24 protein-coding genes and 2 pseudogenes are annotated in these 26547 nt (G+C 53.1%); 14 read left to right on the top strand and 12 right to left on the bottom strand.

From position 1 onward, the window contains the following. The first annotated feature begins 99 nt into the window (after positions 1 to 99). The 10 genes and pseudogenes from ACYJL1_RS24645 (at position 100) to ACYJL1_RS24600 (ending at position 9589) form a co-directional block, all read left to right on the top strand. Positions 100 to 840 carry a response regulator gene (locus ACYJL1_RS24645; RefSeq protein WP_460899721.1) on the top strand — a complete coding sequence of 247 codons (741 nt, stop codon included), beginning with the start codon at positions 100 to 102 and terminating at the stop codon, positions 838 to 840. After that, entirely contained in the window at positions 840 to 2237 is a 1398-nt protein-coding gene (locus ACYJL1_RS24640) for an ATP-binding protein (RefSeq protein WP_460899720.1), read from the top strand. The genes ACYJL1_RS24645 and ACYJL1_RS24640 overlap by 1 nt, the downstream gene beginning before the upstream one ends. Positions 2238 to 2763: 526 nt before the next feature. Further along, positions 2764 to 3258, top strand: a pseudogene (locus ACYJL1_RS24635) (glycosyltransferase); the annotation flags it as partial. A 153-nt stretch (positions 3259 to 3411) separates the two neighbouring features. Beyond that, positions 3412 to 5382, top strand: coding sequence for a glycosyltransferase family 39 protein (locus ACYJL1_RS24630; RefSeq protein WP_460899997.1), 1971 nt, complete (start codon positions 3412 to 3414; stop codon positions 5380 to 5382). Between the two features lie 177 nt (positions 5383 to 5559). Continuing rightward, on the top strand, positions 5560 to 5988 hold the full coding sequence (locus ACYJL1_RS24625) for a MerR family transcriptional regulator (RefSeq protein ID WP_460899719.1): 429 nt from the start codon (positions 5560 to 5562) through the stop codon (positions 5986 to 5988). Further along, complete coding sequence (locus tag ACYJL1_RS24620) at positions 5924 to 6343, top strand: carboxymuconolactone decarboxylase family protein (RefSeq protein ID WP_460899718.1); 420 nt, start codon at positions 5924 to 5926, stop codon at positions 6341 to 6343. Before ACYJL1_RS24625 ends, ACYJL1_RS24620 begins: the two co-directional genes overlap by 65 nt. Continuing rightward, entirely contained in the window at positions 6340 to 7170 is an 831-nt protein-coding gene (locus ACYJL1_RS24615) for an NHL repeat-containing protein (RefSeq protein ID WP_460899717.1), read from the top strand. The genes ACYJL1_RS24620 and ACYJL1_RS24615 overlap by 4 nt, the downstream gene beginning before the upstream one ends. Before the next feature lie 722 nt (positions 7171 to 7892). Continuing rightward, positions 7893 to 8195, top strand: a complete 303-nt coding sequence (locus ACYJL1_RS24610) for an ArsR/SmtB family transcription factor (protein WP_460899716.1) — start codon at positions 7893 to 7895, stop codon at positions 8193 to 8195. A gap of 61 nt (positions 8196 to 8256) precedes the next feature. Next, the gene (locus tag ACYJL1_RS24605; RefSeq protein WP_460899715.1) at positions 8257 to 9264 is read left to right on the top strand and encodes a zinc-dependent alcohol dehydrogenase family protein; all 1008 of its coding nucleotides are present in this window, start codon (positions 8257 to 8259) and stop codon (positions 9262 to 9264) included. Between the two features lie 10 nt (positions 9265 to 9274). Then, positions 9275 to 9589 carry an antibiotic biosynthesis monooxygenase family protein gene (locus ACYJL1_RS24600; RefSeq protein WP_460899714.1) on the top strand — a complete coding sequence of 105 codons (315 nt, stop codon included), beginning with the start codon at positions 9275 to 9277 and terminating at the stop codon, positions 9587 to 9589. 447 nt (positions 9590 to 10036) lie between these two features. On the opposite strand, the gene ACYJL1_RS24595 is transcribed toward ACYJL1_RS24600, so the two are convergent. From ACYJL1_RS24595 to ACYJL1_RS24575, 5 genes are all read right to left on the bottom strand, one after another. Continuing rightward, positions 10037 to 10951: an SMP-30/gluconolactonase/LRE family protein gene (locus ACYJL1_RS24595; RefSeq protein WP_460899713.1), complete on the bottom strand. Its 915-nt coding sequence runs from the start codon at positions 10949 to 10951 to the stop codon at positions 10037 to 10039. Positions 10952 to 10967: 16 nt separating this feature from the next. Then, on the bottom strand, positions 10968 to 11918 hold the full coding sequence (locus ACYJL1_RS24590; RefSeq protein WP_460899712.1) for an ABC transporter permease: 951 nt from the start codon (positions 11916 to 11918) through the stop codon (positions 10968 to 10970). Continuing rightward, on the bottom strand, positions 11915 to 12862 hold the full coding sequence (locus ACYJL1_RS24585; RefSeq protein WP_460899711.1) for an ABC transporter permease: 948 nt from the start codon (positions 12860 to 12862) through the stop codon (positions 11915 to 11917). Before ACYJL1_RS24585 ends, ACYJL1_RS24590 begins: the two co-directional genes overlap by 4 nt. Then, entirely contained in the window at positions 12859 to 14319 is a 1461-nt protein-coding gene (locus tag ACYJL1_RS24580) for a sugar ABC transporter ATP-binding protein (RefSeq protein WP_460899710.1), read from the bottom strand. The genes ACYJL1_RS24585 and ACYJL1_RS24580 overlap by 4 nt, the downstream gene beginning before the upstream one ends. Before the next feature lie 76 nt (positions 14320 to 14395). Continuing rightward, on the bottom strand, positions 14396 to 15412 hold the full coding sequence (locus ACYJL1_RS24575; RefSeq protein WP_460899709.1) for a substrate-binding domain-containing protein: 1017 nt from the start codon (positions 15410 to 15412) through the stop codon (positions 14396 to 14398). 283 nt (positions 15413 to 15695) lie between these two features. Here ACYJL1_RS24575 and ACYJL1_RS24570 point away from each other — a divergent pair, with 283 nt between their 5' ends. Then, positions 15696 to 16925: a GAF domain-containing sensor histidine kinase gene (locus tag ACYJL1_RS24570; protein WP_460899708.1), complete on the top strand. Its 1230-nt coding sequence runs from the start codon at positions 15696 to 15698 to the stop codon at positions 16923 to 16925. 10 nt (positions 16926 to 16935) lie between these two features. Next, positions 16936 to 17655 carry a response regulator transcription factor gene (locus ACYJL1_RS24565; RefSeq protein WP_460899707.1) on the top strand — a complete coding sequence of 240 codons (720 nt, stop codon included), beginning with the start codon at positions 16936 to 16938 and terminating at the stop codon, positions 17653 to 17655. Between the two features lie 611 nt (positions 17656 to 18266). Here the strand turns inward: ACYJL1_RS24565 and ACYJL1_RS24560 are convergent. The 4 genes from ACYJL1_RS24560 to ACYJL1_RS24545 are packed head-to-tail and all read right to left on the bottom strand — an operon-like array spanning position 18267 to position 20839. Continuing rightward, complete coding sequence (locus ACYJL1_RS24560) at positions 18267 to 18767, bottom strand: DoxX family protein (protein WP_460899706.1); 501 nt, start codon at positions 18765 to 18767, stop codon at positions 18267 to 18269. A gap of 4 nt (positions 18768 to 18771) precedes the next feature. Next, entirely contained in the window at positions 18772 to 19572 is an 801-nt protein-coding gene (locus tag ACYJL1_RS24555; protein ID WP_460899705.1) for an HvfC/BufC N-terminal domain-containing protein, read from the bottom strand. Further along, positions 19559 to 20485 (bottom strand): MNIO family bufferin maturase, encoded by a 927-nt coding sequence (gene bufB / locus ACYJL1_RS24550; protein ID WP_460899704.1) that lies wholly within the window; start codon positions 20483 to 20485, stop codon positions 19559 to 19561. The genes ACYJL1_RS24555 and bufB overlap by 14 nt, the downstream gene beginning before the upstream one ends. Before the next feature lie 30 nt (positions 20486 to 20515). After that, positions 20516 to 20839, bottom strand: coding sequence for a BufA1 family periplasmic bufferin-type metallophore (locus ACYJL1_RS24545; protein ID WP_460899703.1), 324 nt, complete (start codon positions 20837 to 20839; stop codon positions 20516 to 20518). A 278-nt stretch (positions 20840 to 21117) separates the two neighbouring features. Here ACYJL1_RS24545 and ACYJL1_RS24540 point away from each other — a divergent pair, with 278 nt between their 5' ends. Further along, positions 21118 to 22704, top strand: a complete 1587-nt coding sequence (locus ACYJL1_RS24540) for a CYTH and CHAD domain-containing protein (protein WP_460899702.1) — start codon at positions 21118 to 21120, stop codon at positions 22702 to 22704. Positions 22705 to 22885: 181 nt separating this feature from the next. Here the strand turns inward: ACYJL1_RS24540 and ACYJL1_RS24535 are convergent. After that, positions 22886 to 23398: pseudogene (locus ACYJL1_RS24535) on the bottom strand (Gfo/Idh/MocA family protein); the annotation flags it as partial. A 197-nt stretch (positions 23399 to 23595) separates the two neighbouring features. Between ACYJL1_RS24535 and ACYJL1_RS24530 the strand changes: the two are divergent. Then, entirely contained in the window at positions 23596 to 23970 is a 375-nt protein-coding gene (locus tag ACYJL1_RS24530; protein ID WP_460899701.1) for a hypothetical protein, read from the top strand. Positions 23971 to 24415: 445 nt separating this feature from the next. On the opposite strand, the gene ACYJL1_RS24525 is transcribed toward ACYJL1_RS24530, so the two are convergent. Continuing rightward, positions 24416 to 25501 carry an ABC transporter ATP-binding protein gene (locus tag ACYJL1_RS24525; protein ID WP_460899700.1) on the bottom strand — a complete coding sequence of 362 codons (1086 nt, stop codon included), beginning with the start codon at positions 25499 to 25501 and terminating at the stop codon, positions 24416 to 24418. Continuing rightward, on the bottom strand, positions 25501 to 26547 hold the full coding sequence (locus ACYJL1_RS24520) for an NAD(P)-dependent alcohol dehydrogenase (protein ID WP_460899699.1): 1047 nt from the start codon (positions 26545 to 26547) through the stop codon (positions 25501 to 25503). The genes ACYJL1_RS24525 and ACYJL1_RS24520 overlap by 1 nt, the downstream gene beginning before the upstream one ends.

Below are 26547 nucleotides of genomic sequence, written 5' to 3'. Positions count from 1 at the left end.
ATTTTCACCATAACTAAATGTGGCTCCAGATGACAAGGTAACGCCATTCATGGGACATTATTTACCCTCACACCCGAACACGGTTTGAGGGACTGGAGAATGAATACTCACATGCGCGTTAAAGTCTTCGATCAGTCTGCAAGCGTGCTTCTCGTGGAGGATGACCCCGAGATCGCCAAGATGGTCATAGAGACCTTAATGGACAACAGCTTTAACGCCGTCGCCACAGGTTCGGCAGCAGAAATGGAAGCCTTGCTTCGCGAGCAATCATTCGATCTTATTTTACTGGATGTGATGCTGCCCGGTGAAGACGGCTTTAGCATTTGTCGCAGGCTGCGTGCACAGGCGACAACTCCCATCATCATGCTGACAGCCCTTGGTGATGATATTGATCGTATCGTTGGCCTCGAATTGGGGGCCGATGACTATATCACCAAACCTTTCAATTCGCGTGAGCTTCTGGCACGAATTAAAAGCCTGCTCCGGCGCTCTTCATACACTTCTGCCAGTCCGCAAATTCAGGACCCATTGCAATTTGAAGGATGGCGGATTGATCCCATATTGCGGCGAGTACGCGATCCCAATGGGGTCCACATCTCAATGACGACAGCCGAATTTGACGTACTCCTCGCGTTCTGCCGTAATCCTGGCAAAGTGCTTACGCGCGAACAACTGCTGGGCTTGACGCATGCCGGGGCTGCAGGCCCCGTCGAGCGCAGTATTGACGTTCATGTCAGCAGGGTAAGACAAAAAATTGAGCCCGATGTCCGCGAGCCTACCCTCATCAAAACGGTTCGACTTGCGGGCTATCTCTTCACACCTAAAGTGGAGCGCGTGTGATGTTGCAATCATCCAATCTCGACACTATTCGCGGACAGATTATTGCGCTCGCAATTGCGCCTATTCTAATTGCTTGTGCGATGGGCGTTGTTACAGAACCCTTGGTGTTTGATGATTCAATTCCATATCACCGCTCGACAGCTATCCAGATTGAAACAGTGGTAAATCAGTTTCTGGCAGCAAAAACTCCAGAGAACGGCAAAACAATTTTACAAGTGACGGCCAATAGCGACATCCCGGTTGAAAAGGTTGGCAATGCGCAGTTCGATGAAGCCGCGTCAAACGCCGATCAATCGAATGATCTTGGCGCGCGCATCCGGGATGCGCTTACAGGAAAGTTTCAAGTGGCTCTGCGATCTTCAAATGTCGATAATGTTCTGCTGATCAAAATAAATCCCACAGAATCATTGGCGTTCTCAATCAGGCCAGAACCCAAAGAATTCTGGTTGCCTGAGACGCGATTCAATTCTGTTTTGAAAGGTTTGGCAATTGTGGTTCCGGTGATCCTTCTGGCTTTTTATGCCGGGTGCGTGATCGTTGCTCCCTTGTCGCGTTTTTCCGCGGCAGCTTTGGTATTAAGCGCAGATGAGGGTCCTGACAGACCTTTCGAGGAGCGTGGTGCACAAGAAGTCGTTGCACTGGCCCGTGCTCTAAATGACATGCGCAGCCGGTTGCGTAGCATGATGAACGATCGAACCCGAATGTTGCGTGCCATCGGTCATGATCTCAGAACGCCGCTGACGCGCCTGCGGCTTCGCGTTGAGCGTTCAAAAGAGGACGTTTTGCGCGAAGCGATGCTGAATGATATCGCCACCATCAATGGGATGATGGAAGAAACCCTCACCTATTTGAGCAAGGAGGTGGCTTCAGAGGCTCTTTTGCGATCAGATTTGCCAAGTCTTCTGGGCACGGTCTGCTCTGACTTTGCAGATATGGGATTTAATGTAAGCTACACGGGTCCAGACCGTCTGGCCTATTCCTGCAAGCCTCGCGCCCTTAGCCGTGCCATTACTAATCTGGTAGACAATGGTACCAAATTTGGCACACACGTTGTTGTGTCACTTGTCGCTTCAGGAGACGGCGCTTTGGCAATCGAGGTTTCAGATGATGGACCTGGACTGCCAGTGGAGCTTCAAACAGCGGTGTTCGAACCGTTCTTCAAGGTTAGCCCCGCTCGTGCCACCAGTGGGTTTGGCTTGGGTCTTTCTATCGTTCAGGATATCGTTAGAGGGCATGGCGGTTCTATTTTTCTGAAGAACAAGAGTATATCCGGGCTGATAGCTCGCATCAGCCTGCCATGCGACCCGGGAAAGCCGGAAAAGAAACGTGTTTTCGATTCGACGCAACGTGGACTGCTCGCGACGTACAAGACTGTGTCAGAAACAAACTGTTCATAGCTTTGACCAAACCGTCGCCAGCCATGTGTTAGAAACAAATTTGAACATGCCATCAAATGAACTCCTGCACCTACCTTCAACTATATGTACTGTGACATTAAGTATTATCTACGTATAAAACAGACTTTTGCTGAAGGTTATAGTTTTATTATTATTCGCTTGCGGATATATTCTTCAAGTGCAGAATGTTACATTAGGTGTAAACAAATCCATACATTCTGAAACATATCTAAATAAAATCTCGTGAAAGAAGCCTGTTTTCAGCTGGATACTCATTGAGAGGCCACAATGTGGCGCCCAAAGATGGTGAGTATCAATGACAAGTTACAAACGACCAGTTCGCCGCAGAAGCCGGCGCTTCACACGGCGTTCGACGCGATCTCAAACTGCAGCTGATCCTGCGGAAATGTTCAAATCAAACTAACGCATCGCGTCCAATCATTTCCCATCGCCGAGCTTCAAATCGCCTCCTTAGTACAGTCGAAGGCCAAAGAAGCACGCTTGCTTACTGAGGTCTCAAAGTATCATGAAATATATTCAACCCGTCTCTATTATCATTCCGACACTCAATGAAGTTGACAATATAGACTTGCTTTTGTCTTCAATCACGTCTCAGCCTGCTGCGGATACAATATTGGAAATTCTCGTCGCCGATGGTGGCTCAACCGACGGGACATTGGAGCGCGTTCGGTCTTGGCAAGCCGAAATTCCTGTCAGGCTTATCTGTGGAAATGGGATGCGGGGATTGGCTGGTGACGTGCTGGAAGCGTCGCGCTGTGCCAGTGGCAGCATCATTGTCGTCATGGATGCCGATCTAAGTCATCCGCCAGACCAAATCGCCAATATGATCGAGCCCATTATATCGGGGACGAGTGATATGGTGCTCGGCAGTCGTTATGTATCTGGTGGAGCTACGCCGGGTTGGCCTGTATCGCGTCGTCTCTTATCGCGTCTTGGTGGCGCGTTGGCGTGGCCGATTACCGAACTGCATGATCCAATGTCCGGATTTTTTGCGGTTCGCAAGGAATATCTTTTGGCCGTAGACCCTGACGCTGCAGGGTTCAAGATCGGATTGGAAGTCATAGCCGCCGGCGGGCGGAACTTCCGGGTTCGCGAGATACCCATCATTTTCCACGACCGAGCTTCAGGGCAATCCAAGATCGGCCTTGGACATTTGACAAGCTATATTCGCCGTCTGCTGGTCTTGGGAGGTGGCAACATCTCGCTCGGCACCGCTGGACGTTTTGCAGGCGTGGGGCTGTTGGGTTTTACTGCAGATATTCTGTTGTTCCAGCTTCTGATTGCCGCTGGCTTCAGCCTGGGCCAGTCCCATGCGATCAGCTTCGTCTTTGCTGCAATCATCAACTATGGGCTCAACTCCCGATGGGCTTTTTCTAGCAGCACGACCGGTGCCCAGCAGCGGGATTGGACACGCTTTGCCCGGTTCATGACCGTGTGCTTGCTTGCGTTCTCACTACGGGGCGGCATCATCGCCTGTGCCGTTCAGCTCTTTGGATGGCCACCATTGGCGGCGCTTATGCTGGCTATCGGAGCTGCTGTAACTATAAACTACTTTGGCAACGCCTTCTTTGTTTTTCCTTCCCCGAAGTCACGTTTGACATTTGATATATCGTGGCGCGTGGCTGCCATTGGCATTCTGGGATACACCCTTGCGCTTCGGCTAGTCTTCCTCGGTACTGTGGATCTCATACCGGAAGAAGCCTATTACTGGAACTACGCACAGCATCTCGACATCGGGTACCTCGATCATCCCCCTATGGTTGCGTGGTTGATTTGGGCGGGAACAAGCCTGTTTGGCAACACTGAATTTGGTGTACGCATTGGGGCTTATGTTGTTTGGGTCGCAGCGGCTATCTTTGTCTTTCTGTTGTCCCGCAGTCTGTTTGGAAAATCTGCAGCACTGGTCAGCTTACTTCTGATAGCAACGCTACCATTTTTCTTTTCCACCGGCATCCTGATGATGCCGGATGCTCCTCTTACAGCCGCCTGGGCTGGAACCCTTTATTTTCTGGAGCGAGCATTATTGGGTGATAAACGCTGGGCGTGGCTTGGCATAGGTGTTTGTGTCGGTCTTGGAATGCTTTCCAAGTATACGATCATTCTGCTCGCACCAGCTACACTCCTTTTCCTGATCTTGGATGTTGCATCTCGACAGTGGCTGCGACGACCGGAGCCCTACATCGCAGCAGCACTTGCTGTTCTACTGTTTTCACCCGTGATCATATGGAATGCGACGCATGAATGGGTTTCTTTCACTTTCCAAAGCACGCGACGGTTAGGAAGCCCGTTCAATTTCTCATTTCCCGCCTTGATAGGCAGCATTGTCATCTTGCTCACTCCGCTTGGGTCGATTGCGGCATTTACTGCACTGAGCCAGCTTAACTTCCGGATAAAAAATTATAACTCTATGGCCATTCGCAGGTCGTTCTTCATTGCAATATACACGCTCGTTCCGCTTTCAGTCTTCATCGCGTTCAGCGTCTTTCACAGCGTCAAGCTAAACTGGACGGGACCCGTCTGGCTCGCCGTTATACCGGCAATCTCTGCCGCAATCGTCAAGACGACAAGCGACGAATCCAGATTTGCCGCCGTGCTCCGACGACTGTGGGTTCCTACCGTGGCTTCTACGTTTCTTATTTATGGACTCGGCCTGCATTACCTCGCTCTTGGATTGCCGATGACCCAAAATATCGGCACTATTCGTACTTTGCCCATCGCGTGGGAAGAATTCGGAGATACTGTCGGACTGATCCAAAACTCGGTTGAACAGGTGACAGGCGAGCCGGTGTTGTTGATTGGAATGGACAGGTACTTTCTTGCCAGTCAAATCGCCTTTTATAATCGCCGGTCCAAAGACCCGGTTAATAGCTCGGTTGGTAGCGGTGTCCTGGGTAAAAACAGCCTGATGTACAATTACTGGTTTCAACCAGCAGATTTACAGGGAAAGAACGCAATTCTATTTAGCTTGAAACGGCATGAATTGGAGCACGATTCTCTGAGCAAGCACTTCCACCGCCTTGCCAACATCCAGCAGCAAGAAGTGATTAAACAGGGTATTGCCGTTGGCAGATTTTATTATAGGATTGGACATACACTGCGCTCATGGCGTGCATCCAGCCCTTAGAAAGAGAATTCGGAATTTATTGAACCCAACGACGGTGTGTCCGAAGGCACAAACCTGTCACTACCGGTTTACCCCGCGTTGCGCCTCCGAAATCCTATATTGAGCACCTTCTTTTAGGCCCTTGACTTAGAGTATACTCTAACCATTAGCCTCGTATGCGTCGTGGAGAAGGTACTGATGAAGATTGGCGAACTAGCAAAGCGTTCGGGGTTGTCGGCTCATACCATCCGTTACTATGAGCGGATTGGGCTACTCCCTTACGCGGATAGGGACCGATCGAAGCAACGTGACTACGACGCAACGGTCCTCATCTGGATTCAGTTTCTTGGTCGCTTGAAAACAACCGGGATGCCCATCCGGGAGATGCTGCACTATTCAGCCTTACGGGAACGGGGCGTCGGCACGGAGACAGCGCGTTGTGAGCTATTAAAACAGCATCGTGAGCGCGTCCGTGCCCATGTGACTGACCTGCAAGCCTGCCTTCTCGTCCTCGACACAAAGATTGCCGGATATGCCGGTAAGGAACAGAGGAAGAAGGAACATGATACAGCACTCCCAGAACGCCGGCGAAAGCCGACTGGAACGCGGACAACGCGTGCTCGCTGAAATCGACGGTGAAGCCGGGGGAAATGTCATCGCCGCCCTGGCGGATATAGCTCCCGATTTTGCACGCTATCTTTTCGAATTTCCCTTCGGAGACATCTATAGCCGCCCCGGCCTTGACCTGCGTGCCCGCGAAATCGCAACGATTGGCGCATTGACGGCGATGGGCAACGCCACTCCGCAACTGAAAGTTCACATCGAAGCTGGTTTGAATGTTGGACTCAGCCGCGAAGAAATCACCGAGATTATCATGCAGATGGCGGTCTATGCCGGCTTCCCGGCAGCACTCAACGGGTTGTTTGCAGCCAAGGAAGTATTCTCTCGGCGCTTCCCTACAGCGCAGGAGAATGCGGCATGAAGAATTTTATTCGCGCTTGTTTCGCCGGCAGCTGCCTCACTCTCGCTATTGCTGCGTTGCCTTTGCCGGCAGCAACAGTCACCGCCTATGCGAACCAGGCTGTGCCTGTGAAGCTTTGGGATGGATTCAGTTCGCCCGTCGGCATGGCTTATGATGCTACGGGCAACCTGTTTGTCGCGGAATGGGGAGCGGGACGCATTTCCCGGATCGACCCCGACGGAAATCGCACGACCTTTGCGGATGGGATTTCCGGCCCTACCGGGCTGGCGATAGGCTCTGACGGCACGATGTACGTTGCGTCCTATTCCCGTGATGAGGTCTATCGCTTTACACCGACAGGAGAACGCAGCGTACATGTAACTGGCCTTGCGACACCCGCCGGGATCAGCTTCGACAGGTCAGGACGGCTTCTGATTGCCAATCGTCGCACCAATCAGATTCTCGCTGTGGTTGGCAATAATCGACTGGAACCTGTGATCGACGGTCTGCGAACGCCGGTCGGGGTCGTCCAAACACCGGACGGCGGTTATGTTGTTTCCAACATTGACGGCGACGTCACGATCGTCCGCCCGGATGGTTCTCGCATCCGGACGGACGAGGCTTTCAGCACACCTGGCCCCGGTGTCGCTATGACAGCGAGCGGACGCGTCTTTGTGGTCGACTATGGAGGAACCACCGTTCGGGAAATTTTGCCGGATGGGAAGTCACGCGCTGTTGCCGATGGACTGAGAAGCCCCGTTGGACTGGTATTGGCACCTGACGGTGCATCTTTGCTCACCGCTGCATGGGGTGATGGGACGATATATCGAATCGCGCTTTCAAACTAAGAGCACAATTGCTGACTACCGTAGCGAGATGAGTTTACACCACATACTGCACCAAAGGGACACAAAGGCTCAAACCTTGTGAAATCTTCTGTCAGGAGAATGGACCGGGTGTATCCCGGTCCATCACAAATCACAGAACGCCATTAGCCCGGGCAAGGCCAGGAGTTAAAAGCAAGCACCGGCACCTAACTCTACCATACCATTCCTCATGCCCAGCCGGACTATAAAAGCCCACACAGCGCACGGTTCGAATTGTATCTTTCGATTTCAAACAACAGGTCGGATCGACATTCAGGATTGAATTAAGCGGCTGTCGCGGCGTTTGGGGCTGACTATGACTAAGTCCTGCTGACTGGATAGTGATGTTGCCCTTCTATCTGAATACGAGCCCGATCCGATCCCCGTGCATCTGGTCTTCCAATCGCGACTATTCGAAGGTGGTGCCTTACGCGCATTCATAGACTTCGCCGTGCCTCTCCTGCGAAAATCGGTTGGCGTGACGCCGTCTTCGTGAAGCGGTTGAGGCATTAGAACGCGACCGCTGCGAAGGTTGATGAACCTTTCGTTGCCTTCCGGCCGATGGCAGCCGGACGCGAGTCATAGAGGACTACAGCTACACCGGCCCCTCGCTGCGCTGCCACCCGATATCCCGTTCCCAAAGCCGCAGACATGGCCGTTGTTTATTGCATTGACATATCGGGAAATATCGATATGATTAGCATATGGAATTGCTCGAAATATTCAAAGCCCTCTCAAACCGTACACGTCTTGAAATCGTGCAGGGTTTGAAAGATCCAGTGAAGAACTTCCCTCCGCAGGATGAAGGTGACGTTCATACAGTGGGGGTCTGCGTCAGTAGTATTCAGGAAGGGGTCGGACTGTCGCAGTCAACGGTGTCCGATTATCTTGCAACGCTGCAACGGGCTGGTTTGGTAGAAGTCAAACGCATCGGTCAATGGACCTACTACAAGCGGAACGAGGCGACCATCCGTGTTCTTGCCGAGATCATCGGGAAAGAACTCTGATTTTTTACCGAACTATATCGAGAATTCTCTATATTCCTTTTAACCGAAACGAGGATCTGCAATGAAAGCGATGACACTCAAATCATTTGGCGGCCCGGAATCGTTCGAGCTTACCGAAGTATCCAAGCCTGTTCCGCATGCGGGACAAGTCCTGGTGCGCGTACATGCCACGTCGATCAACCCGTTGGATTACCAGGTTCGGCGCGGTGACTATCGCGACCTGGTACCATTGCCCGCCATTACCGGTCATGACGTATCCGGGGTTGTCGAAGCAGTCGGTCCAGGCGTGACGACGTTCTCCCCAGGAGACGAAGTCTGGTACACCCCGCAAATCTTCGACGGTCCTGGAAGTTATGCCGAGTACCACGTCGCAAACGAAAATATCATCGGAAAGAAACCCGCCTCGCTCAGCCATCTCGAGGCGGCAAGCCTCAGCCTGGTCGGTGGCACAGCGTGGGAGGCGCTGGTCTCGCGTGCCGCTTTGCGAGTAGGAGAAAGCATCCTGATCCATGGCGGCGCGGGAGGGGTCGGTCATGTCGCGATCCAGGTCGCGAAAGCCATCGGCGCGAAGGTCTACACGACGGTACGCGAAGATAACTTCGAATTCGCACGGAGTGTCGGGGCAGATGTCGTCATTGATTACAGGAAAGAAGACTATGTCGATGCCATTATGCGGGAAACGGATGGCCGCGGGGTCGACGTCGTATTTGACACCCTCGGTGGTGACACCTTGTCCCGCAGCCCAAACGTGCTCGCGCAACTTGGCCGCGTCGTCACGATCGTAGACATCGCACAGCCACAGAACCTCATCGAAGCATGGGGCAAGAACGCTAGTTTTCACTTCGTGTTCACAAGGCAAAACCAAGGCAAGCTTGATGAACTGAGCACATTGGTAGAGCGCGGTCAGCTACGGCCGCACGTTGGCGCTGTCTATGCGCTCGCTGATCTCTCTCTCGCCCATGCGCTGCTTGAGGCCCCGAACAACGGTGTCCGGGGAAAAATCGCGATTGCTGTTGAGCCGTCGGCTGACACTACGCGCGCAAATCATAAACACTACAATTCACTTTGAAGGTGCAACCATGATTTATGAGATCGCTCAGCTGCCCGTTTATGGGGAGCATACTGAAAAGTTCAGACAAGCATTCGAAGAAGTCGTTCCGCTACTCAGCCGCGCACAAGGTTACCTCGGTCACCTTCTGGCGCAAGGGATCGAAAGGCCCGAACTATTTCACCTGATCGTGCAATGGCGCTCACTCGAGGATCACACACCGGGCTTTGAAACAAGTGAAGACCATCGGATGTTCATGAGAGGCATACAGGAATATTTTTCGGAAGAACCGATGGTCTATCATCTCGAGGGCGGAGCTTTTGCCGCAAGCGAATATCTTCTTTAAAAGCTGACAAAGAGCACGTAACGGAAGCTGGGGGCAACGAAAACCAAGCAGAGTCCTTTTCCAGCCAGTCTCGCCGATGAGAGTAAGGCGTTTCACACCGCGTGAGGCCAGCTTATCCGGCGGATTACACAAATGATATGGCCTGGCGTGAGGGCGTTTGCAGTTTTCGAACAGGACGCAAGTCGAACTCCTTTTGGAGAAAATGCTCACTGTAGGGCATTCACGCTGGAGGCGCGGTACTGAAATCCTCATGAACCAGGGCGCCCGCCATCATACGCGCCCGGAGCAACTGCCCTGAGCCCTCGACGTTGGTTCTTGGGCCTGTTCCGCTGGACTACCCGTCCGGCGGAACAATGGGCCTACAGCCTCAGCTCCGCATACGGAACATCATCGTCCACCGCCTTGCCACGCGAGCCGACTAACAACAGGATTTCGTTTTTGGACCGCTTAAGGCTGTTGCGCGCCCGTCGCTGTTACATAGATCGCGTACAGCGATTGCGTTGCTGTGATAAACAAGCGGTTACGCCGGGTTCCACCAAAGGTGAGGTTTGAAACTGTTTGTGGAACTTTTATTTTGCCAAGCAGCGCCCCGTCGCTGCCAAAGCAGTGAACACCATCGGCAGCGCTCGACCAGAGATTGCCCTCCATATCAACTCGTATACCATCGGGAATTCCGTTATCGATCTGCGCAAAGACACGGCCGTTGCTCAGGGTTTTCCCATCTACAACATCAAAGACGCGGATATGCCTTGGAGCAGTATCCGCATGGCTTGCGCCGGAGTCGGCTACATAGAGCAGGCTTTCATCGGGCGAAAAAACCAGACCGTTAGGCTGGAGAAAATCGGTCACCACCGCAGACAGGCCACCGCTCACAGGATCAAGTCGATAAACATTGCGCGATGGCTGTTCGGGTTCAGATTTGTAACCCTCGTAATCCGAGAGTATTCCGTAGGTCGGATCGCTGAACCAAACCGAACCATTCGAGTGGACAACGACGTCATTAGGAGAATTGAGGCGTTTGCCAAGGTGGCGATCGGCCAAAACGGTGATGGTCCCATCCACTTCCGTGCGTGTCACGCGGCGCGTACCGTGTTCGCACGATACGAGGCGGCCTTGCCGGTCCCGTGTATTGCCATTGGTGAAACTGGAGGGAGACCGGAACACAGAGACGCCCCCGTCAGGTACCCATCGCAACATTCGTTGGTTCGGGATGTCGCTCCACAAAAGGCTGTTGCTATCATTGAACCAGACCGGTCCTTCAGCCCAGCGACAAGATGAATAAAGTTCCTCAAGCGCCGCGCTTCGTACTATAAGGGCGGCAAAGCGTTGATCGTGGACTTCATAAAGCGCTGTATTGATCATTTCATGTGCACCAGTTTTAACGTTGTTCAGAGTCGTGTCCACCGGCAAGGACGATAACGCCGATGATAATAATGCCCGTCATAATCAGGCGAATGCCGGCATCAAACCCATAGGTATTGAGCATTGACACAACGAGGAACATGAAAAGAGAAGCACCCCATATGCCAGGCACGTTGGAGTTGCCGCCCGCAACTGCTGTTCCGCCGATGACGACAACAGCGATAGACATCAGCAGATACTCCGAGCCCATATTGAGCGCGGCACCGCCTGAGAAATTTGCCAGCAGGAAGCCGCATACGGAGGCCAGCACCGCACACAGAACATAGGTAGCAATACGCACCCCATCGACCGGAATCCCAGTCATGCGGGCCGCCAGTATATTTTGTCCAATTGCAGAAACCCACCGACCGTAAATCATCTTGTGCAAAAGCCAATATGCAATGATGGAAAGAATGAGTGCAATCCAGGCAACGTTGGGAATACCCAGTGTGGTCGATATGGCAAAATCAGCAAGAACCTCCGGCGGCTTGATCCGAAGTCCGCGATTGGTCCAGATTGCCGTCGACTGCACGATAAAACTCATCGACAGGGTAGCAATGATTGGTGGAATACGCAGCAGCTTGATCAGGCCATAGTTACACACACCAACGGCAACGCCGATTGCGATAGCCACCAGCAAACCCGGTACTACCATTGAATCGGCGCCGCCCATGATTTTCAATGCAACCGTACCGGCCAGCGTCAGTGTCGCTGGCACACTAAGATCGATATTACCCGGTCCGAGCGTGATGACAAACATCTGGCCAATGCCGACGATGATCGTAAATGCCGCGAAGGTCAATGCGGCCTGCGTGAGGCCAAGCGCGCTCGCGCCACCGGTGAATATGACCGTGACAAACCAGACGATTGCAGCCGCGACGAAAGACCAAATCCATGGCTTGCGTAGTGCGAGCTTGATCGGTGTCATGCGGATTTACCCCGCTTTTCCAGCCGGTTGAGCAACAACCGAAGAGCAAGAACAATAATCAGGATCGTGCCTTGTGCGCCAATCTGCCAGTCCGGTGATATCCTCAGGAAAGACAGGAACGAACCGGCCAATGTCAGTGTCAGCGCGCCAATGACTGCGCCGATCGGCGAAACTCTGCCCCCCACAAACTCACCACCGCCCAGAATAACGCCGGCGATTGAAAGCAACGTATACCGCAGGGCAATATTGGCATCAGCCGAGGTTGCAAGGCCTACCAGCGCAAGGCCGGCAAGAATGGCAAAAAACGCTGCCAGTGCATAGATTGTGGCGCGCGCACGCACGATCGACCACCCTGCTCTTTCAACGGAACGAAGATTGCCGCCCACCCCGCGCAAAACCACACCGAGGGAGGAGCGCATAATAAGGAAATGGGCGCAGACAGCGATAAGAATGCTGGCAATAATTGCCAACGGCATCAGAGGCGGCTTCGAGATCATCAATGTCCGCAACCATACAGGGGACTGGCCTCCGGGGGCTGGCAGGATCAGAACCGCCAAGCCGCCCCAGACAAAACTCATGCCAAGCGTAACAACAATGGAAGGCAGGTTTCGTACATAAATGAGAACACCAAGAGCAGCGTAAACGATGATCGCGGCAGCAAGGATGGCGACACCGAGCAAGGGATTGGTATTGAGAAATGTAGCCACAACGCATGCCACAAAACTGACAAAAGTGCCCATGGAAAGATCAAGATCGTTGACTGTCATGATAAGCATCTGGGCGATCGTGGCCAGAGCGATCGGCACGGCAAGATTGAACAGCAGGTGCAGTCCATTGTAACTCATGGCGCGTGGTTGCAGATAAAAGATTACCAACAAGAGAGTGGTAAGCGAGAGCGCCGGGATCAGCAGGCGCACGGTATCACGTGTGAACCAGTTTATCATGCGGCGGCACCCATGAATGATGCTGCAAGAATATTCTTTTCCGTTACTTCGTGCCCGGTCAGCTCTGCAACAATGACACCACTGTTGAACACGTAAACACGGTCGCACAGACAGATTTCATCCATCTCCGTTGAATACCAGACGAAGGTACGTCCCCTGTCCGCTTCTGAGCGCAGGATTGAATAGATTTCCTGCTTCGTCCCAATATCAACACCACGCGTCGGATCGTCCATCAAGACCGCATCGGCGCGCGTCGCGAGCGCGCGGGCGAAAAGCACCTTTTGCTGATTGCCTCCCGAGAGCGAAAGAATACCGTTTTCCACATTTTTCGTCCGTACTTCGATCTTTGATTTCCAGGTGTCGACAAGCTTCGCCTCGTCCTGCTGTCGGATAAAGCCCCGTGTTGAAAGGTCCGGCAGGTGACCGATCGACATGTTCTCGATGATGCTCCATAGGGGAAACACACCATTCAGGCGGCGGTCACCAGCGACAAAAGCGACCCTGGGTGCCCGTTCACGCAACCAGCTACCGCTATGCCTGAGATAAATGTCCATCAGTGTTTCCGTCTGGCCATGGCCGCCAAGGCCTGCCAGTCCGATGATTTCCCCCCGATACGCCCGGAACGGCAATCCCTGTCTCCGGCGGCTGGCAGAAAGAACGGGGTCACCGGTACTGATATCTCGAACTGCTCTTGCGGAAGGTCCTTTGACCACGCTGCCCATGGATTCAACAAGGCTATGTTCGGTGAACTCCGCGGATGGCCTGGCTGCAACCACCTTACCGTCCTTCATGACAACAATCCGGTCACAGGTCGAAAGTACCTCTCCCAGAATATGCGATATGAAAATGACAGCACCACCGGTTTTGACAAATGCACGCACATATTTCAGCAATTGTGCGGCGAGCCCCGCATCAAGCGACGATGTCGGCTCATCCAGAATAACAAGCCGGACCTTTTGCATCACCTGGGAAAAAGCGGTGGCGATTTCCACCATCTGCCTTTCTGCGATAGTGAGATCGCCAACAAGCGCCCCAGCTGGGATGTGATGGCCGGGGAAAATTTCGTCAAGCTTTGCACGAACAACGGCACTGGCTCTTTTCCGCCAACCCCAACCTGCAAGGCTCCGATGCATGATACGGGTATTTTCTGCAACTGTCAGATTGGGACACAATGACAATTCCTGAAAGACACAACGTACTCCATGATCGCGTGCCACCTTGACATTGTACTTTTCAATGGACTGACCGCCGAGTGCAATATCTCCTTCATGCGGTGTAAGGCCGCCATTGATCACATTGACGATCGTGGATTTGCCCGCACCGTTGTGGCCGATAAGACCGACACATTCACCGGGCTGAATGGCAAGCGATACACCGTCAAGCGCCTTGACCGCACCAAAGCTGATCCTGGCATCTGTCACCTCTATCACGGCATCCTGCGGTCTGGCATTCGTCATGCGGTAATCCTCAAAGCTGCAATCGCTCTGCCTGATCTTGCGTTCAGGCAGAGCGATTTTTATCGAACGACGAAATCTATTTGGTTGACGCAATTACCTTCTGCGCGTCCTCAAGCGAATACTCCACGTTGGCTACTCCACCCTCCTCGGTATTCTTCAAACTGGCCTCCAGATCATCTTGATCTATCTGAAGGAACGGAACGGTCAATTCCTTGTTTACTTCTTTGCCATCGAGGATCTGCTGCGCAACCCAGAATGCCAGCGTCGACACGCCAGGGGCAATCGACACCGACATGGTTTCATACTTGCTGGCATCCTTCTGTTTTTTCCACCAGACAAGTTCGTCATGGCGATTGCCCATGACAATCACCGGCGTGGGGCGTTTTGCAGCCTCGAATGCTTGGGCTGCACCGTAACCATCCCCACCTTGGGTGACAACGCCGACGATCTCAGGCAAGCTTGGAAGAATGCCGGCGACAGCACGCTGGGCTACATCCTGTGCCCAGTCTCCATGTACAGACCCCGCGATTTTGAACTGCGGGAATTGCTTGACGCCGTCATGAATGCCGGCGGAGATTTCGTCATCTACCGAAACCCCGGCAAGACCGCGAATTTCCAGGAGGTTGCCGCCAGCGGGTATTTTTTTGGAAAGATACTCGACCTGCTTGCGGCCCATCTCTTTGAAGTCAACTGCAATGCGCCAGGCGCAGGGCTCCGTCACGATACCATCGAAGGAAACCACCGTGATGCCAGCATCACATGCTTCCTTTACTGCACCGTTCAGGGCCGTGGGCGATGCTGCATTGATGACGATTGCATCGTAGCCCTGCAAGATCATGTTCTGGATCTGCGCAGCTTGTTCTGTTGCCTGATTTTCCGCCGTAGTGAATGGATCAGCTGCAGCAACAATACCGCTCTTGGCTGCTTCACCGGCAATTTTTGTCCAACTCGTCAACATGGCCTGTCGCCACGAATTGCCGGCATAATTGTTTGACAAGGCGATTTTCTTGGCCGAGGTATCAGCAATAGCCAGATTTGGTATTGCAGCACAGACAAGCGTCATTGTCGCCAAAAGAATATTGGTAGTTTTCATTGCTCTCTCCCCAGATTTAGCTGTGTCTTCGAACAGATCCCGATCAGCGTTCTTTCTGATCAAGACTTCCTCCTGTCGAATTCTCCTCCCTTAGGACTTACAGAATGAGTTACGTTGTCAGGCTTGTATAGGCGTTTTAAGGCAGGCATTTTGCGGATTGTGCCAAAAATGATGCGGGATCACGCAAGACGAACTCACATGGGTTGGCGCTTTATGCGAACAAGCGAGATGTACGCCATTGCCTGTGGGCCACAGGCGACACATTTGCGGGAGGAGAGACAGTATGTTGAAGATGGCACCAGCTGCCCTGCTTGATCACTATATCGGGATTTCGCGACTGCTGGCGGGTCAACTGGAATTTCATTCTGCGATCCGCGCCGTGGCTGTCGAGATCGCCCACATCATTCCCCACGATCATCTCGATGTCTGCATAATCATGCATGGGGGCAAATACCACACCGCCTATGAGACCGGATTGGAAACGGCGTGGGGAACTCATCCACCTGCACTCGTCTCCCAAAGCCCCATCCGGGCTCTTTTGTGGGGCGAAGTACCGTTTATGTTGACCGACGACGCGCTGGCAGATGCACGTTTCAATTTCAAGGGCGCATTTATTCAGCCCGCTTTCGAACAAAGATTGCGTAGCCGCATCCACCTTCCCCTGAAAGTTGAAGGGGACATTATCGGGGCGCTGAGCTGTTCTTCACATCAAATTCATTTTTATACAATGGAAGACGTCGATAATGCGCGTTTCATTGCCGATCTTCTATCTGCATATTTCTTTGCGCTGCGCGCTGCCGATCAGGCCCAAAAATCGGCCATTGTTGAGGTGGAAGCGAGGGTTAGAGAAGAGGCACTGCGTCTCGGCGCGCTGAACCTTACGGAAGCGTTGGAGCGTGAGCGTCAACGTATTGGCATGGATCTGCACGATCAGACATTGGCCGATCTTACCCGTTTGGCGCGCTGGTTGGAACGCCTGGCCAGCGAACAGGTCGTTTCAGGCGACGAGCTTGAATCACTTGCTCGAAGCCTGCAACAGAGCATGCAGGATCTGCGGCAAATCATAGAAGAAGCAAAACCCTCGGTTCTCCAGCTTTTCGGCTTCAGCCAAGCTGTGGAAAATCATCTCGACCGGTCAATCCGTGACAGCGGCTCAGGACTTGTGCAGCAACTGGTAGACGAGACCAATGGCATTATCGATCAACTCGACCAGACTGTTTCGATCGCCCTCTTTCGCATCACTCAGGAAGCGATCAACAATGTGATACGCCATGCTGCAGCAAAACGCATTGTCGTGCGGTTGCTTGAACAGGCCGGTGGCATCTCAATAGAAGTTATGGACGATGGATGTGGTTTGAAAACCCGCCGTCGCGCGGGGGGCGGCATCAACAACATGAAAACACGAGCCCGGCTGATTTCAGCCAAGTTTTCGATCGGTCCCAATCAGGACAATGTGGGAACACAGGTCATCGTTCATCTGCCATTGACCACCGCACCCAATCGCGAATTTTGAGGAGGATGGAATGCAAATACTAATCGTCGAGGATGATTCACTCCATCGATCTTATCTGCGCGACGCGGTCAATGCCGCGCTGCCAGAATGCAAAGCCATCTTCGAAGCTGACAATGGCATGATCGGGGAGAAAATGGCGCGCGACCATAAGTCAGCCCACATTGTCATGGATCTTCAGATGCAAACCAGAAACGGTATCGAAGCTGCCCGTACCATCTGGAAAGAGCGGCCTGACACACGTATTCTGTTCTGGTCAAATTACTCGGACGAGGCCTATGTGCGCGGTGTTGCCCGCATTGTTCCGGATGGTGCCGCATTTGGCTATGTTCTCAAATCCGCATCCGAGGAACGGCTGAAGCTTGCACTTCGCAGCATATTCATCGAGGCGCAATGCGTTATCGATCGCGAAGTGCGGGGGATGCAACAGAAAAGCCTCGGTCAGGCAAAAGGCGTGAACGATATCGAGTATGAAATTCTGATTGATGTTGCTTTGGGGCTGACGGACCGGGCTATAGCGGCCCGTCGCAATCTTTCGCTCCGCAGCGTGCAAAACCGCCTGCAACAACTTTACGAGAAACTTGGCGTCTATCAAACATCCAGGGATGGTCATGACGGACAATTCAATTTACGCGCACGCGCAGTTGCCGTCGCCTTTATGCGTAAACTGATAAATTACAACGGGCTGGAACGCTCCGAGGTCGAATTGAACGAATGGCTTGATGCTGACTGACCGGTCAAAAAGATTGGTTTCTCGTTTATCTTCAAGCCAGTATCGCAGATTTTTAATCCTGTCGATGACACCATGTGGCGGCTTATTGGCTCAGCGCGGAATTCCATAAGCTCACGGGTTTCGTCGCATATCGTACTTAGTAGCTACAGAGGCACGATAGACACGCCATCAGGAAACTCTGATGACAGATAATACCTACTGATCATGCTTCCGAACGTGCGCCAGGGCTCACGTACAAACCCATTCGCGCTTACACCAATTTCGGACCCCGGAGAAGTAGACTGATTGTACTATGAATCCGACCCGGTTTTTCGATGAACGGTATCAAACGGCGGCATCTCCGTGGAGATGTCATTCTTTGAGCAGCAGTGCGTTGGACAACGTACGTGTCTTGCAGCTTTTCAGCACAGGCAGATACGCGAATCTGGCCGGGCCATCAGTTGCTGATAAAAAAAAGCCCGATCAGTTCGTTTCACTATCAAAACATGCTCAATCGCATTCGAGGATACTCCAGTGCGTTAGGGAACAAGATATCAGGTAAAGACTGCTCGCGTTGCGAACATCGTCACTGACACAGTGCGACATGGTGCAAAGGAAGGCCAGATGTGTCTTCAGACTTTGCTCGTTGCCAGTAATTTATCCAGCGACATCCTTCCAGGTCCCCATGCCATGATACCGAACGCCATGGCTGCCCAGGTCAAGTGGATTGGCCAACCTTCGGGGACGGTGAGCTGAACCACAAGTGTCATCAGCAGCAGGCCAAAGGCAGAAAATCGCGTGGCGAGGCCGACAACAAGGAGGAGCGGCAGAACAATCTCTGCTGAAGCTGCGGCAAAGGCAAATGTGCCCGGCGCTGGAAATGGGTATGGACCGCCCGGCAAGTGCAACCTGAACTCCGAACTAAACAGCAGTACTGCAACATCGTTCAATTGCAGAAAGCCGTCCCACTTGTTGATGCCCGATCTCCAGAAGGGTAGCGCCAGCCCGATACGCAAAATGAGCTGGGTCAAGGAAGGCGGAGAAAGTGCAACAATGAGGCGGTTCGCACGTTCAAACAATCCGCGCATCCCGCTTCGGGTTATATTGCCGATGTCTTTGGGCGCGAAAGTCATTTGTTCAATCTCCTTGGTGGATCGCTGCGAAAACTCCTGCCTGAAGCATTCCAACGATGTTGCTGGGCAGATCAAAGTCTGCAGATGCCGTAATTGCTGCGGCAACGGCTGCGTTGAACATCTCTCCTTTGATGAGGTGATCCAGGAAGGTGAAGCAGCCAGGTGGCAAACTCCTAACGGTGACGTCGAGCGCCGGCCTGGTCACCAGAGCAGCCTCCGGTCCGGCGACCTCGATTGGCCCTACCGGACCTTTGCTGCGGTTTGCTGCAAAAATGGTAACTGCTGGGTAAGGTGAAAAGACAATATGCGTTGCCGGATGCGGCACAAGGACGATCTCTCCGAGGCGTTTGGGCGAGATTGCAGCCAAGTCCTGCGGTGAAAGGGGCGCAACATCGGCCGCGTGATAGGCATCAAGCCAAGCACGTTCAATGCGGGCGACGTCTGCCAGCCAGGGCATGGAACGCGCATATTCGTATCGCTCGATAAATCCGGGAAAATCACCTCCATAATCGAATAATAACGATGAGGTCGGTGGACTGGTACGAATGTGGAAGCGCGCCATAGCCCGAAAAAAATGCTCGCCAGTTATGCGTCGTGTTACCGGAAAGGTCGCTGATAGTGCCTCGATGAGACTGACCGTGACGTTATTGCGATAAATATTATATCGTTTATTCACGACCTTGCCATCAGGTCCGCAAATGGGGACTGGCATTGGACGTTCCGGATCAAGCAGGGCTAAAGCAAATGTCGCTGCATAAGAGGATAGACTGTCCAAGTCTGCGGCAGAAAAATCAGGCTCCGACATGGGCAGCTCCAGACGTGAAACTCATAGCATGACGATCAAGAATGGATTGTGCTGCGAGCGCCTCCGCCTTGAGGATGGCCCACTCGGGAATAGCGCTGTCCCATTCAACAAGGCTTGGAATAGGACCACATTGACTGATGACGATATCAAAGAGTTTCCATACAGCGTCGGCAACGGGTCCATCGTGGCTGTCAATGAGAAGGAGATCCCCCTCATCGTCCTGTTGTTCGGCATGTCCTGCCAAATGAATTTCGCCAACATGTTCGAGGGGATAGTCGACCAGATAATCCAAGGCTGAAAAACCGAGATTGGCGGCAGACACAAAGACGTTGTTGACGTCGAGCAGCAGACCGCAGCCGGTGCGCCTGACCAGAGCCCTGATGAAATCGGTCTCGCTCATCGTGGACTCTTTGAAAATCAGGTAGCTTGAGGGGTTCTCCAGCAGTATCGGGCGTCCAATGGCCTCTTGAACCTCGTCAAGATGGTCGGCAACATGGTCAAGGGTGGCTCGCGTATAGGGTAGCGGCAGCAAATCGTTGAAGTAGGTTGTATCATGCGTCGACCAGGCAAGATGTTCCGATACGAGCGCTGGCTCATAGCGTTCGATCAACGCCTTGAACCGTCCTAGATGCACAGCGTTCAAGGGCTGCGGCCCACCAATTGACATACAAACACCATGGAGTGAGACAGGATAGTCGCTCCGGATACGGGTAAGTGCATGATGCGGCGGACCACCGGCGCCCATGTAATTTTCCGCATGGACCTCGAAGAAGCCCTGATACGATCTGTCATCGAAGATATCCGCCAGATGCTCGTGCTTAAAGCTGGTTCCTACGCGCGACGCAATCGGATGATCCGGAAAGTGGACGGCTTGCGAGACGCATAGTCTCGGCTGCGTTGCCCATATACTCATCTCTACCTCCACTTTCCGGTATTTTACCTGTTACGATAGGATATCGCGGGTAAGCGGCTCGGCAGAGCCCTTCCGGTCTTCAGGCAGTTGCATTGTGGTGCAGGTACCGCCATCAACGAATTTCCAGGCATTGCCCTGATAGTCGATGGTGGAAGTACCCTGGCAGGTCGTGCCGGGACCTGCGGCACAATCATTCTGGCCCTTAAGTGCCACTCCGAAGCATTTCTCCTTGCCCGCATCCATCGCTGCCTTCGCCTGTTCAGGCGTCAACGGCGCGGCCATCACAAATGAAGAAAGCGCCAATGATACAGCGCTCGCCAATGCAGCTGCAGTTACGGTTGATCGCGTTGACATGGATATCGTCTCCCTTGGGTTGCATGCGCTGTTTTCAGACGCACACAGGGCAATTCGGTCGGACGCGGAAAAAGTTACAGTCGGCAAGTTCACGACGCCGTGATCAAGCCGGTTGAATGGTGTCATTGCGAATGGCTGGGCAGAAGGTCGCAAAGCACCCCGGTCATCATGCGTGTGCATAAAAACCGAGAGTACCGAAGCGAGCCTCAGGCTTCAATTGGCGGTGGTACTTGGCAGAGGACATCATGCCGGTTAGGTTTCAATTTTGGGAGTTTAGCTTGGCAATTCTGGACGATCACAAATCCCTCTCAGGTGCCCATACGCGGACAGATTCGGCTTCGCTGGAAACCGAGCTGAAATTACTTATTTCCCCGGCAAATTTCGATAAGTTTTGCCGCGCGGCTCTTGAGCGTCTGCCTGTCAAAAACAAGGGTACGGTCAGGAATCTGGAAACTGTATATTACGATACCAACAACCAAGAATTATTCGCTTCCAACTCCTCCTTGCGCGTCAGGCGTGCTGGAAAGCGTTTCATCCAAACTTTGAAAAACTCTTCAACGGACGCGGCACTAACGCGTAATGAATGGGAAGTTGAAATCACGGACGAAATGCCGAATCTAAGTGCCTTTACTGCAAAGGAACTTGCGACATTTCTCAATGGTACGAAGCAAGCAGATCTAGCTCCCATTTTTACAACAATTGTCCGCCGTCATGCAGTACTCGTCGAAGACGTCGATGCCCGGGTTGAGATTGCATTTGACCGGGGCACGATCAATGCCGGTTCGCATCAATTGCAGCTTTCGGAGGTGGAACTTGAGCTTAAGGAGGGTGAACCAGCTGCCCTCTATCGCCTTGGCTTGAAGCTGGCGGATATCGCACCGCTGCAACTGGGCACTCAAAGCAAATCTGCCCGCGGTTATGCACTTGTTTCGAAAAAGCAGAGCAATTCCACAAAAGCGTCAGAGTCGACCTTTCTCCCCGGTGATACGGTCGATGAGGCAATAGCCAAGCTATTTTGCGAGTGCCAGAGGCAGCTGACCGCCAATATACATCTGGCAGAAAATTCAGATCCGGACGGCATTCATCAAATGCGTGTTGCGCTGCGCCGGTTGCGAACGCTACTTTGGATTCTGCGACAGGAGCTTGCCGGGCACTCTTTGGCAATCTTTGACCAGGGTGCCAGGACTTTGGCAAAGACACTTGGTGAAGCCCGAAACTGGGATGTTTTTGCCGCTTCAACGATTCCCGCACTTGAGCGATTGGAAATACCCAATATCAATCTTGCTTATCTGAGTGATGCGAGTGCGGCTTTCAACACGCAAGCTCATGATGCTGTCTTTGCAACGCTCAAAGAACCTCAAACGACGCAGTTTCTTCTTTCACTCGGATTGTTCATCGAAGAGAAGCGTTGGCGCAACGAAGCGGAAAGTAAAGACTTGGCGGTATTGGGCGAACCGGTCAGGATTTTCAGCAACCGGGTACTTGCAAGTGCTCAAAACAAGGTTCTCAAACGAGGACAACACTTCGAACGTTTGACAACAAAAGAAAGACACCGTCTCCGCTTGTCTCTGAAGAAGCTACGTTACACAGCGGAATTCTTCCTGCCCCTTTATGGCAGTCCCAAGACCGACAAGTTTATAAAACGATTAAAAAAACTGCAGGATGCACTGGGTCAAAGTAATGATGCGGAAACAGCTCAACTCCTCATGATGCAGATTACAGAACACTCCAGCGAACCAGAAGTACACCGCGCCATAGGAGCTTTGATTGGTTGGCATCACTCTCAACAATTGGCCGCTCTTTCCGAACTTCGCGGACTGTGGACGAAGTCCAAACATCAGCAAGTATTTTGGAAGGGCCGTTAAGATGAACCCGCACGGCGGTGAGGTTTGGGTTTTCCGTTATGCGTTTTTATACGAACAGCCGCAGGTCAGCAGATAGGGCAATAGCAACTTTCCCTCGCGGGGCCATGCGCTGCCCATTTCCTCCGCAACCTGCACGGTGAAATCGGGAAAAGCTAATCCTGACAAATGGATGGCGTTAGAATAGGGGGGCGCCACCAGCTTCATAATAAAAATCTGGGATTGGGATGCCAACGCTCGTGGCCCAGGCACATGAACGTTGCTGTGCCACCGACGGTTGGCCAATTGCGCCCTCGTCAAGAATGGCACACGCTGTTTGATGTGCTCCACCCAAAAATGTGCAGGCGCAGCGCCGGCAAGCAGGTTCTTTGTCTTCGCAGTTTTGTCGAGCTTCTGACCCTCGGCAAAATTGATACCCAAGGTTTTCCGAGTAAGTGTGTTTTCCTGCATCCAGGGCCTGAAGCCCCACAGCAACATGGGCATTGGGAATCGTCAGATTGACGATGATCTCCACACCGGGATCAGCCAGCAATGCAACCACGTTTGCAGCGGGTATGTTGAACTCGGCCCCTCTGGCGCGCGCCAGGTCTTCATTGATATCTGCCAATCCGACAACGTTCAAAATTGGAACCATCGCCTTCAAGTAAGCAGTAGAAATATTGCCGCAGCCGATAATGCCTATGCCGATAGGTTTCATTCTGTTTCCTCCCGAATGCAGGTGCGCCGAACCATCAAAGTCCTTGCGCAGGCCCTGTTGTTCCCAAGGGGATTCATAAAGTTCGCACAGGGCAACAACCGCCGCACCTTGTGCCCAGACTTCTTCTGCAGAATGATCGAAGATTAGTTCTGCCACATCTTTTAGCGATAGTGGTAGCGCAGCTGTAAGCCGTCCTCATGCTGTCAACAAAGGGCTTGCCCAGCATGATCGAGGTCATGACCTTGGCTGATAAAATCGTAGTCCTCAATCACGGACGAATTGAACAGCAGGGTTCCCCTATCGAGCAATATCGCAATCCCGCCAATCTGTTCGTTGCAGGATTCATCGGGTCGCCATCCATGAATATCCTGAATGGTATCGTGAAGGGCGTTGACGGAAGCCCGACCGTCCGATTGAGCGACGGAACAGCAATTGGTGTCACCATGAAAAGACAAGTAAAGCACGGTCAAACAGTCGTGGAACTGGAAGCACCTTGCGTGGCAAGACGCTTCTCGTGGAACCGACTGGCGCACAAACCCATGTGGTTTTCGATTTGGCCGCCAGTCGCGTAACGGCGCTGATGAATGGAGATACCGCAGTATAAGTCGGTTCGCCTTTTTCAGTCACCATCGATACCGAGCTTGCTCATGTCTTTGATAGTGACAGCGGTCGTGCACTTTGATTCAATTAGATTGCCGAACTTACGGGAGAAAAACGCGAACTGCAGTTTTTCACGGCTGCGATCGCCGAAGACGAGACCTTGTAATTACCAAAGATCGGAGTGATCCGCAGACGTTCAGCACAGCGCAACGGCAGGATATATGGCACCTCGCGGAGGATAGAGCTGAATAGACAATAATTACGAGTCCCGGCAGAATATTTGCTTGGGATGCCGGAGCTCGCGGCCCGGGAGGTTGGGTATTCGGGCAATTAAAAGGTAAAATGAGTCGAGCAGTCTTGCAGTTCAATTTATGCAACCTTCGGACACATCGCGACAGCGACGATGATCAATTGCTTCTAGACTGTTCGCCGATCTCTCGCCGCCACTTCGTGAGCTTGCAATCGTTGTCCCGTTTTTGAATCAAACAGATGCAGATCATCAGCGGCGACATCTATGCCCACGACGTGGCCAATCTTGACGTCGGTAGCCGCAGGGACAGCAATGCTGATTTCGTGGCTATCGTTACGCAATGTCACAAGCCTTGTCTCTCCGTGAAACTCGTTACGCTCGACCCGGCCGCGATACCCACCCCCTTGGTCTGTCAGGCGCAATGCGCCGGGCCTGACACCTACGGTCACTGGACCGGGCCTGATCGCAAATGGAGCCTCGAACCTGACAGAAGAATCGCCAATCTCGTCATTAAGCGCCTGGAGATGCAAAAAATTCATGTTGGGCGTACCGATGAAGCTGGCGGCAAACAAGGTGGCAGGAGATTGATAAATTTCCTCGGGTGTACCCATCTGCTCGATACACCCGTCCTTCATCAAGACAATCCGGTCGGCAAGCGTCATTGCTTCGAGCTGGTCGTGCGTGACGTAAATGCTAGTCGTCTTCAGGTCGCGGTGCAGGCGAGCGATTTCGATACGCAGGCTACCGCGCAACTTGGCATCCAGATTTGACAATGGCTCGTCGAACAGGAAAACCTCGGGGGTCTTGATCATCGCGCGCGCGATCGCCACACGTTGCTGCTGGCCGCCCGACAGTTCCATCGGCTTGCGGGACAGGTAGATGCCAAGGCCGAGTGCCTCTACAACCGGCACGAGGCGTTCCTCGATCGCCCTTTTTGCAACACCGGCACGTTCCAGACCGAACACGATATTCTCGCGCACGCTCATATGCGGATAGAGTGCATAGTTTTGGAAGACCATGGCGATACCGCGATCTCCCGGATCGCGATCATTCATGCGCTCACCACCAATCAGTAGATCGCCGCCAGATATTTCTTCGAGACCGGCGATCATGCGCAGCATCGTTGATTTCCCGCACCCTGAGGGTCCAAGAAAGACAACGAACTCATGGTCTTCGATCTGAAGGTTAAAGTTACGCATGACCTCCACCGAACCATAGACCTTGCGGATGTCACGACATTCAACAGTCGCCATCAATTCCCCTCCCCATCCAGGATGATTTGCAGCTTCACATCTTCTGGACGTCCCTCAGCGGCACGCTCGAAGGCGGCGATGGACTGCTCGAAGGTGAAGGTGCCCGAGACCAGCGGTTGCAGATCGACTTTACCGGCCGCGATGAGGGCCAAGGCACGATCAAACACGTTGGCATAGCGAAACACCGTTTCGATGCGACATTCGCGTGAGCATGCAGCAGCAATGTCCATTGGTACTGGCTCAGGTGGCAAGCCGACCAGAACTACCGTTCCGCCAGGACGCACGACCTTGAAAAGATCAGCCACAGCCGCCGGTGCGCCAGAACATTCAAATACAATATCAGCTCCCCAGCCACCTGTGGCGGCATCGACCGCATCGACAAAGTTTTCTTCTCGCAAATTGATGCCGATGACACCGTCATAGGTCTCGGCCAGTTTCAGTTTGGGTGGAGAAACATCCGAAATCAGCACTCGCGAGCAGCCACCGGCCAGCGCTGCCAGTGCGACCATGATCCCGATTGTACCGCAACCTGTCACGACTGCCGTGTCCCCTGGCGTGATACGGGCACGCGCTGCGGCCTGCATGCCCACGGCAAAGGGTTCGACCATCGCCCCTTCGGCAAAGGAGACGTTGTCCGGCAGTTTGTAGGTGAAGCTGGCGGGATGAACGGTTTCCGGGCACAGCACACCATGCACCGGCGGCGTTGCCCAAAAGGTAACGGCGGGATCGACGTTGTAAAGCCCAAGGCGCGAGGCACGCGACAAGGGGTCAGGAATTCCCGGCTCCATGCAGACCCGGTCGCCAAGATTCAGATGGGTTACATTCGCACCAACCTCCACCACGGTACCGGCGGCCTCATGACCCAGAACCATGGGCTCGCTGAGCACGAAATTACCGATGCGGCCATGGGTGTAATAGTGTACGTCGCTGCCGCAGACTCCGACGGTATGGAGGCGGACGCGGACATCGTCCGGGCCCATTTCCTGAGCCAGATTAATATCGCGCAGCGTGAGTTCACCGACGCGCTCCAGGACAAGTGCTTTCAT

The organism is Phyllobacterium sp. K27 (assembly GCF_054796155.1).
The sequence above is the reverse complement of the archived record's forward strand: the minus strand, read 5'-3'. Positions and strand labels throughout refer to the sequence as shown.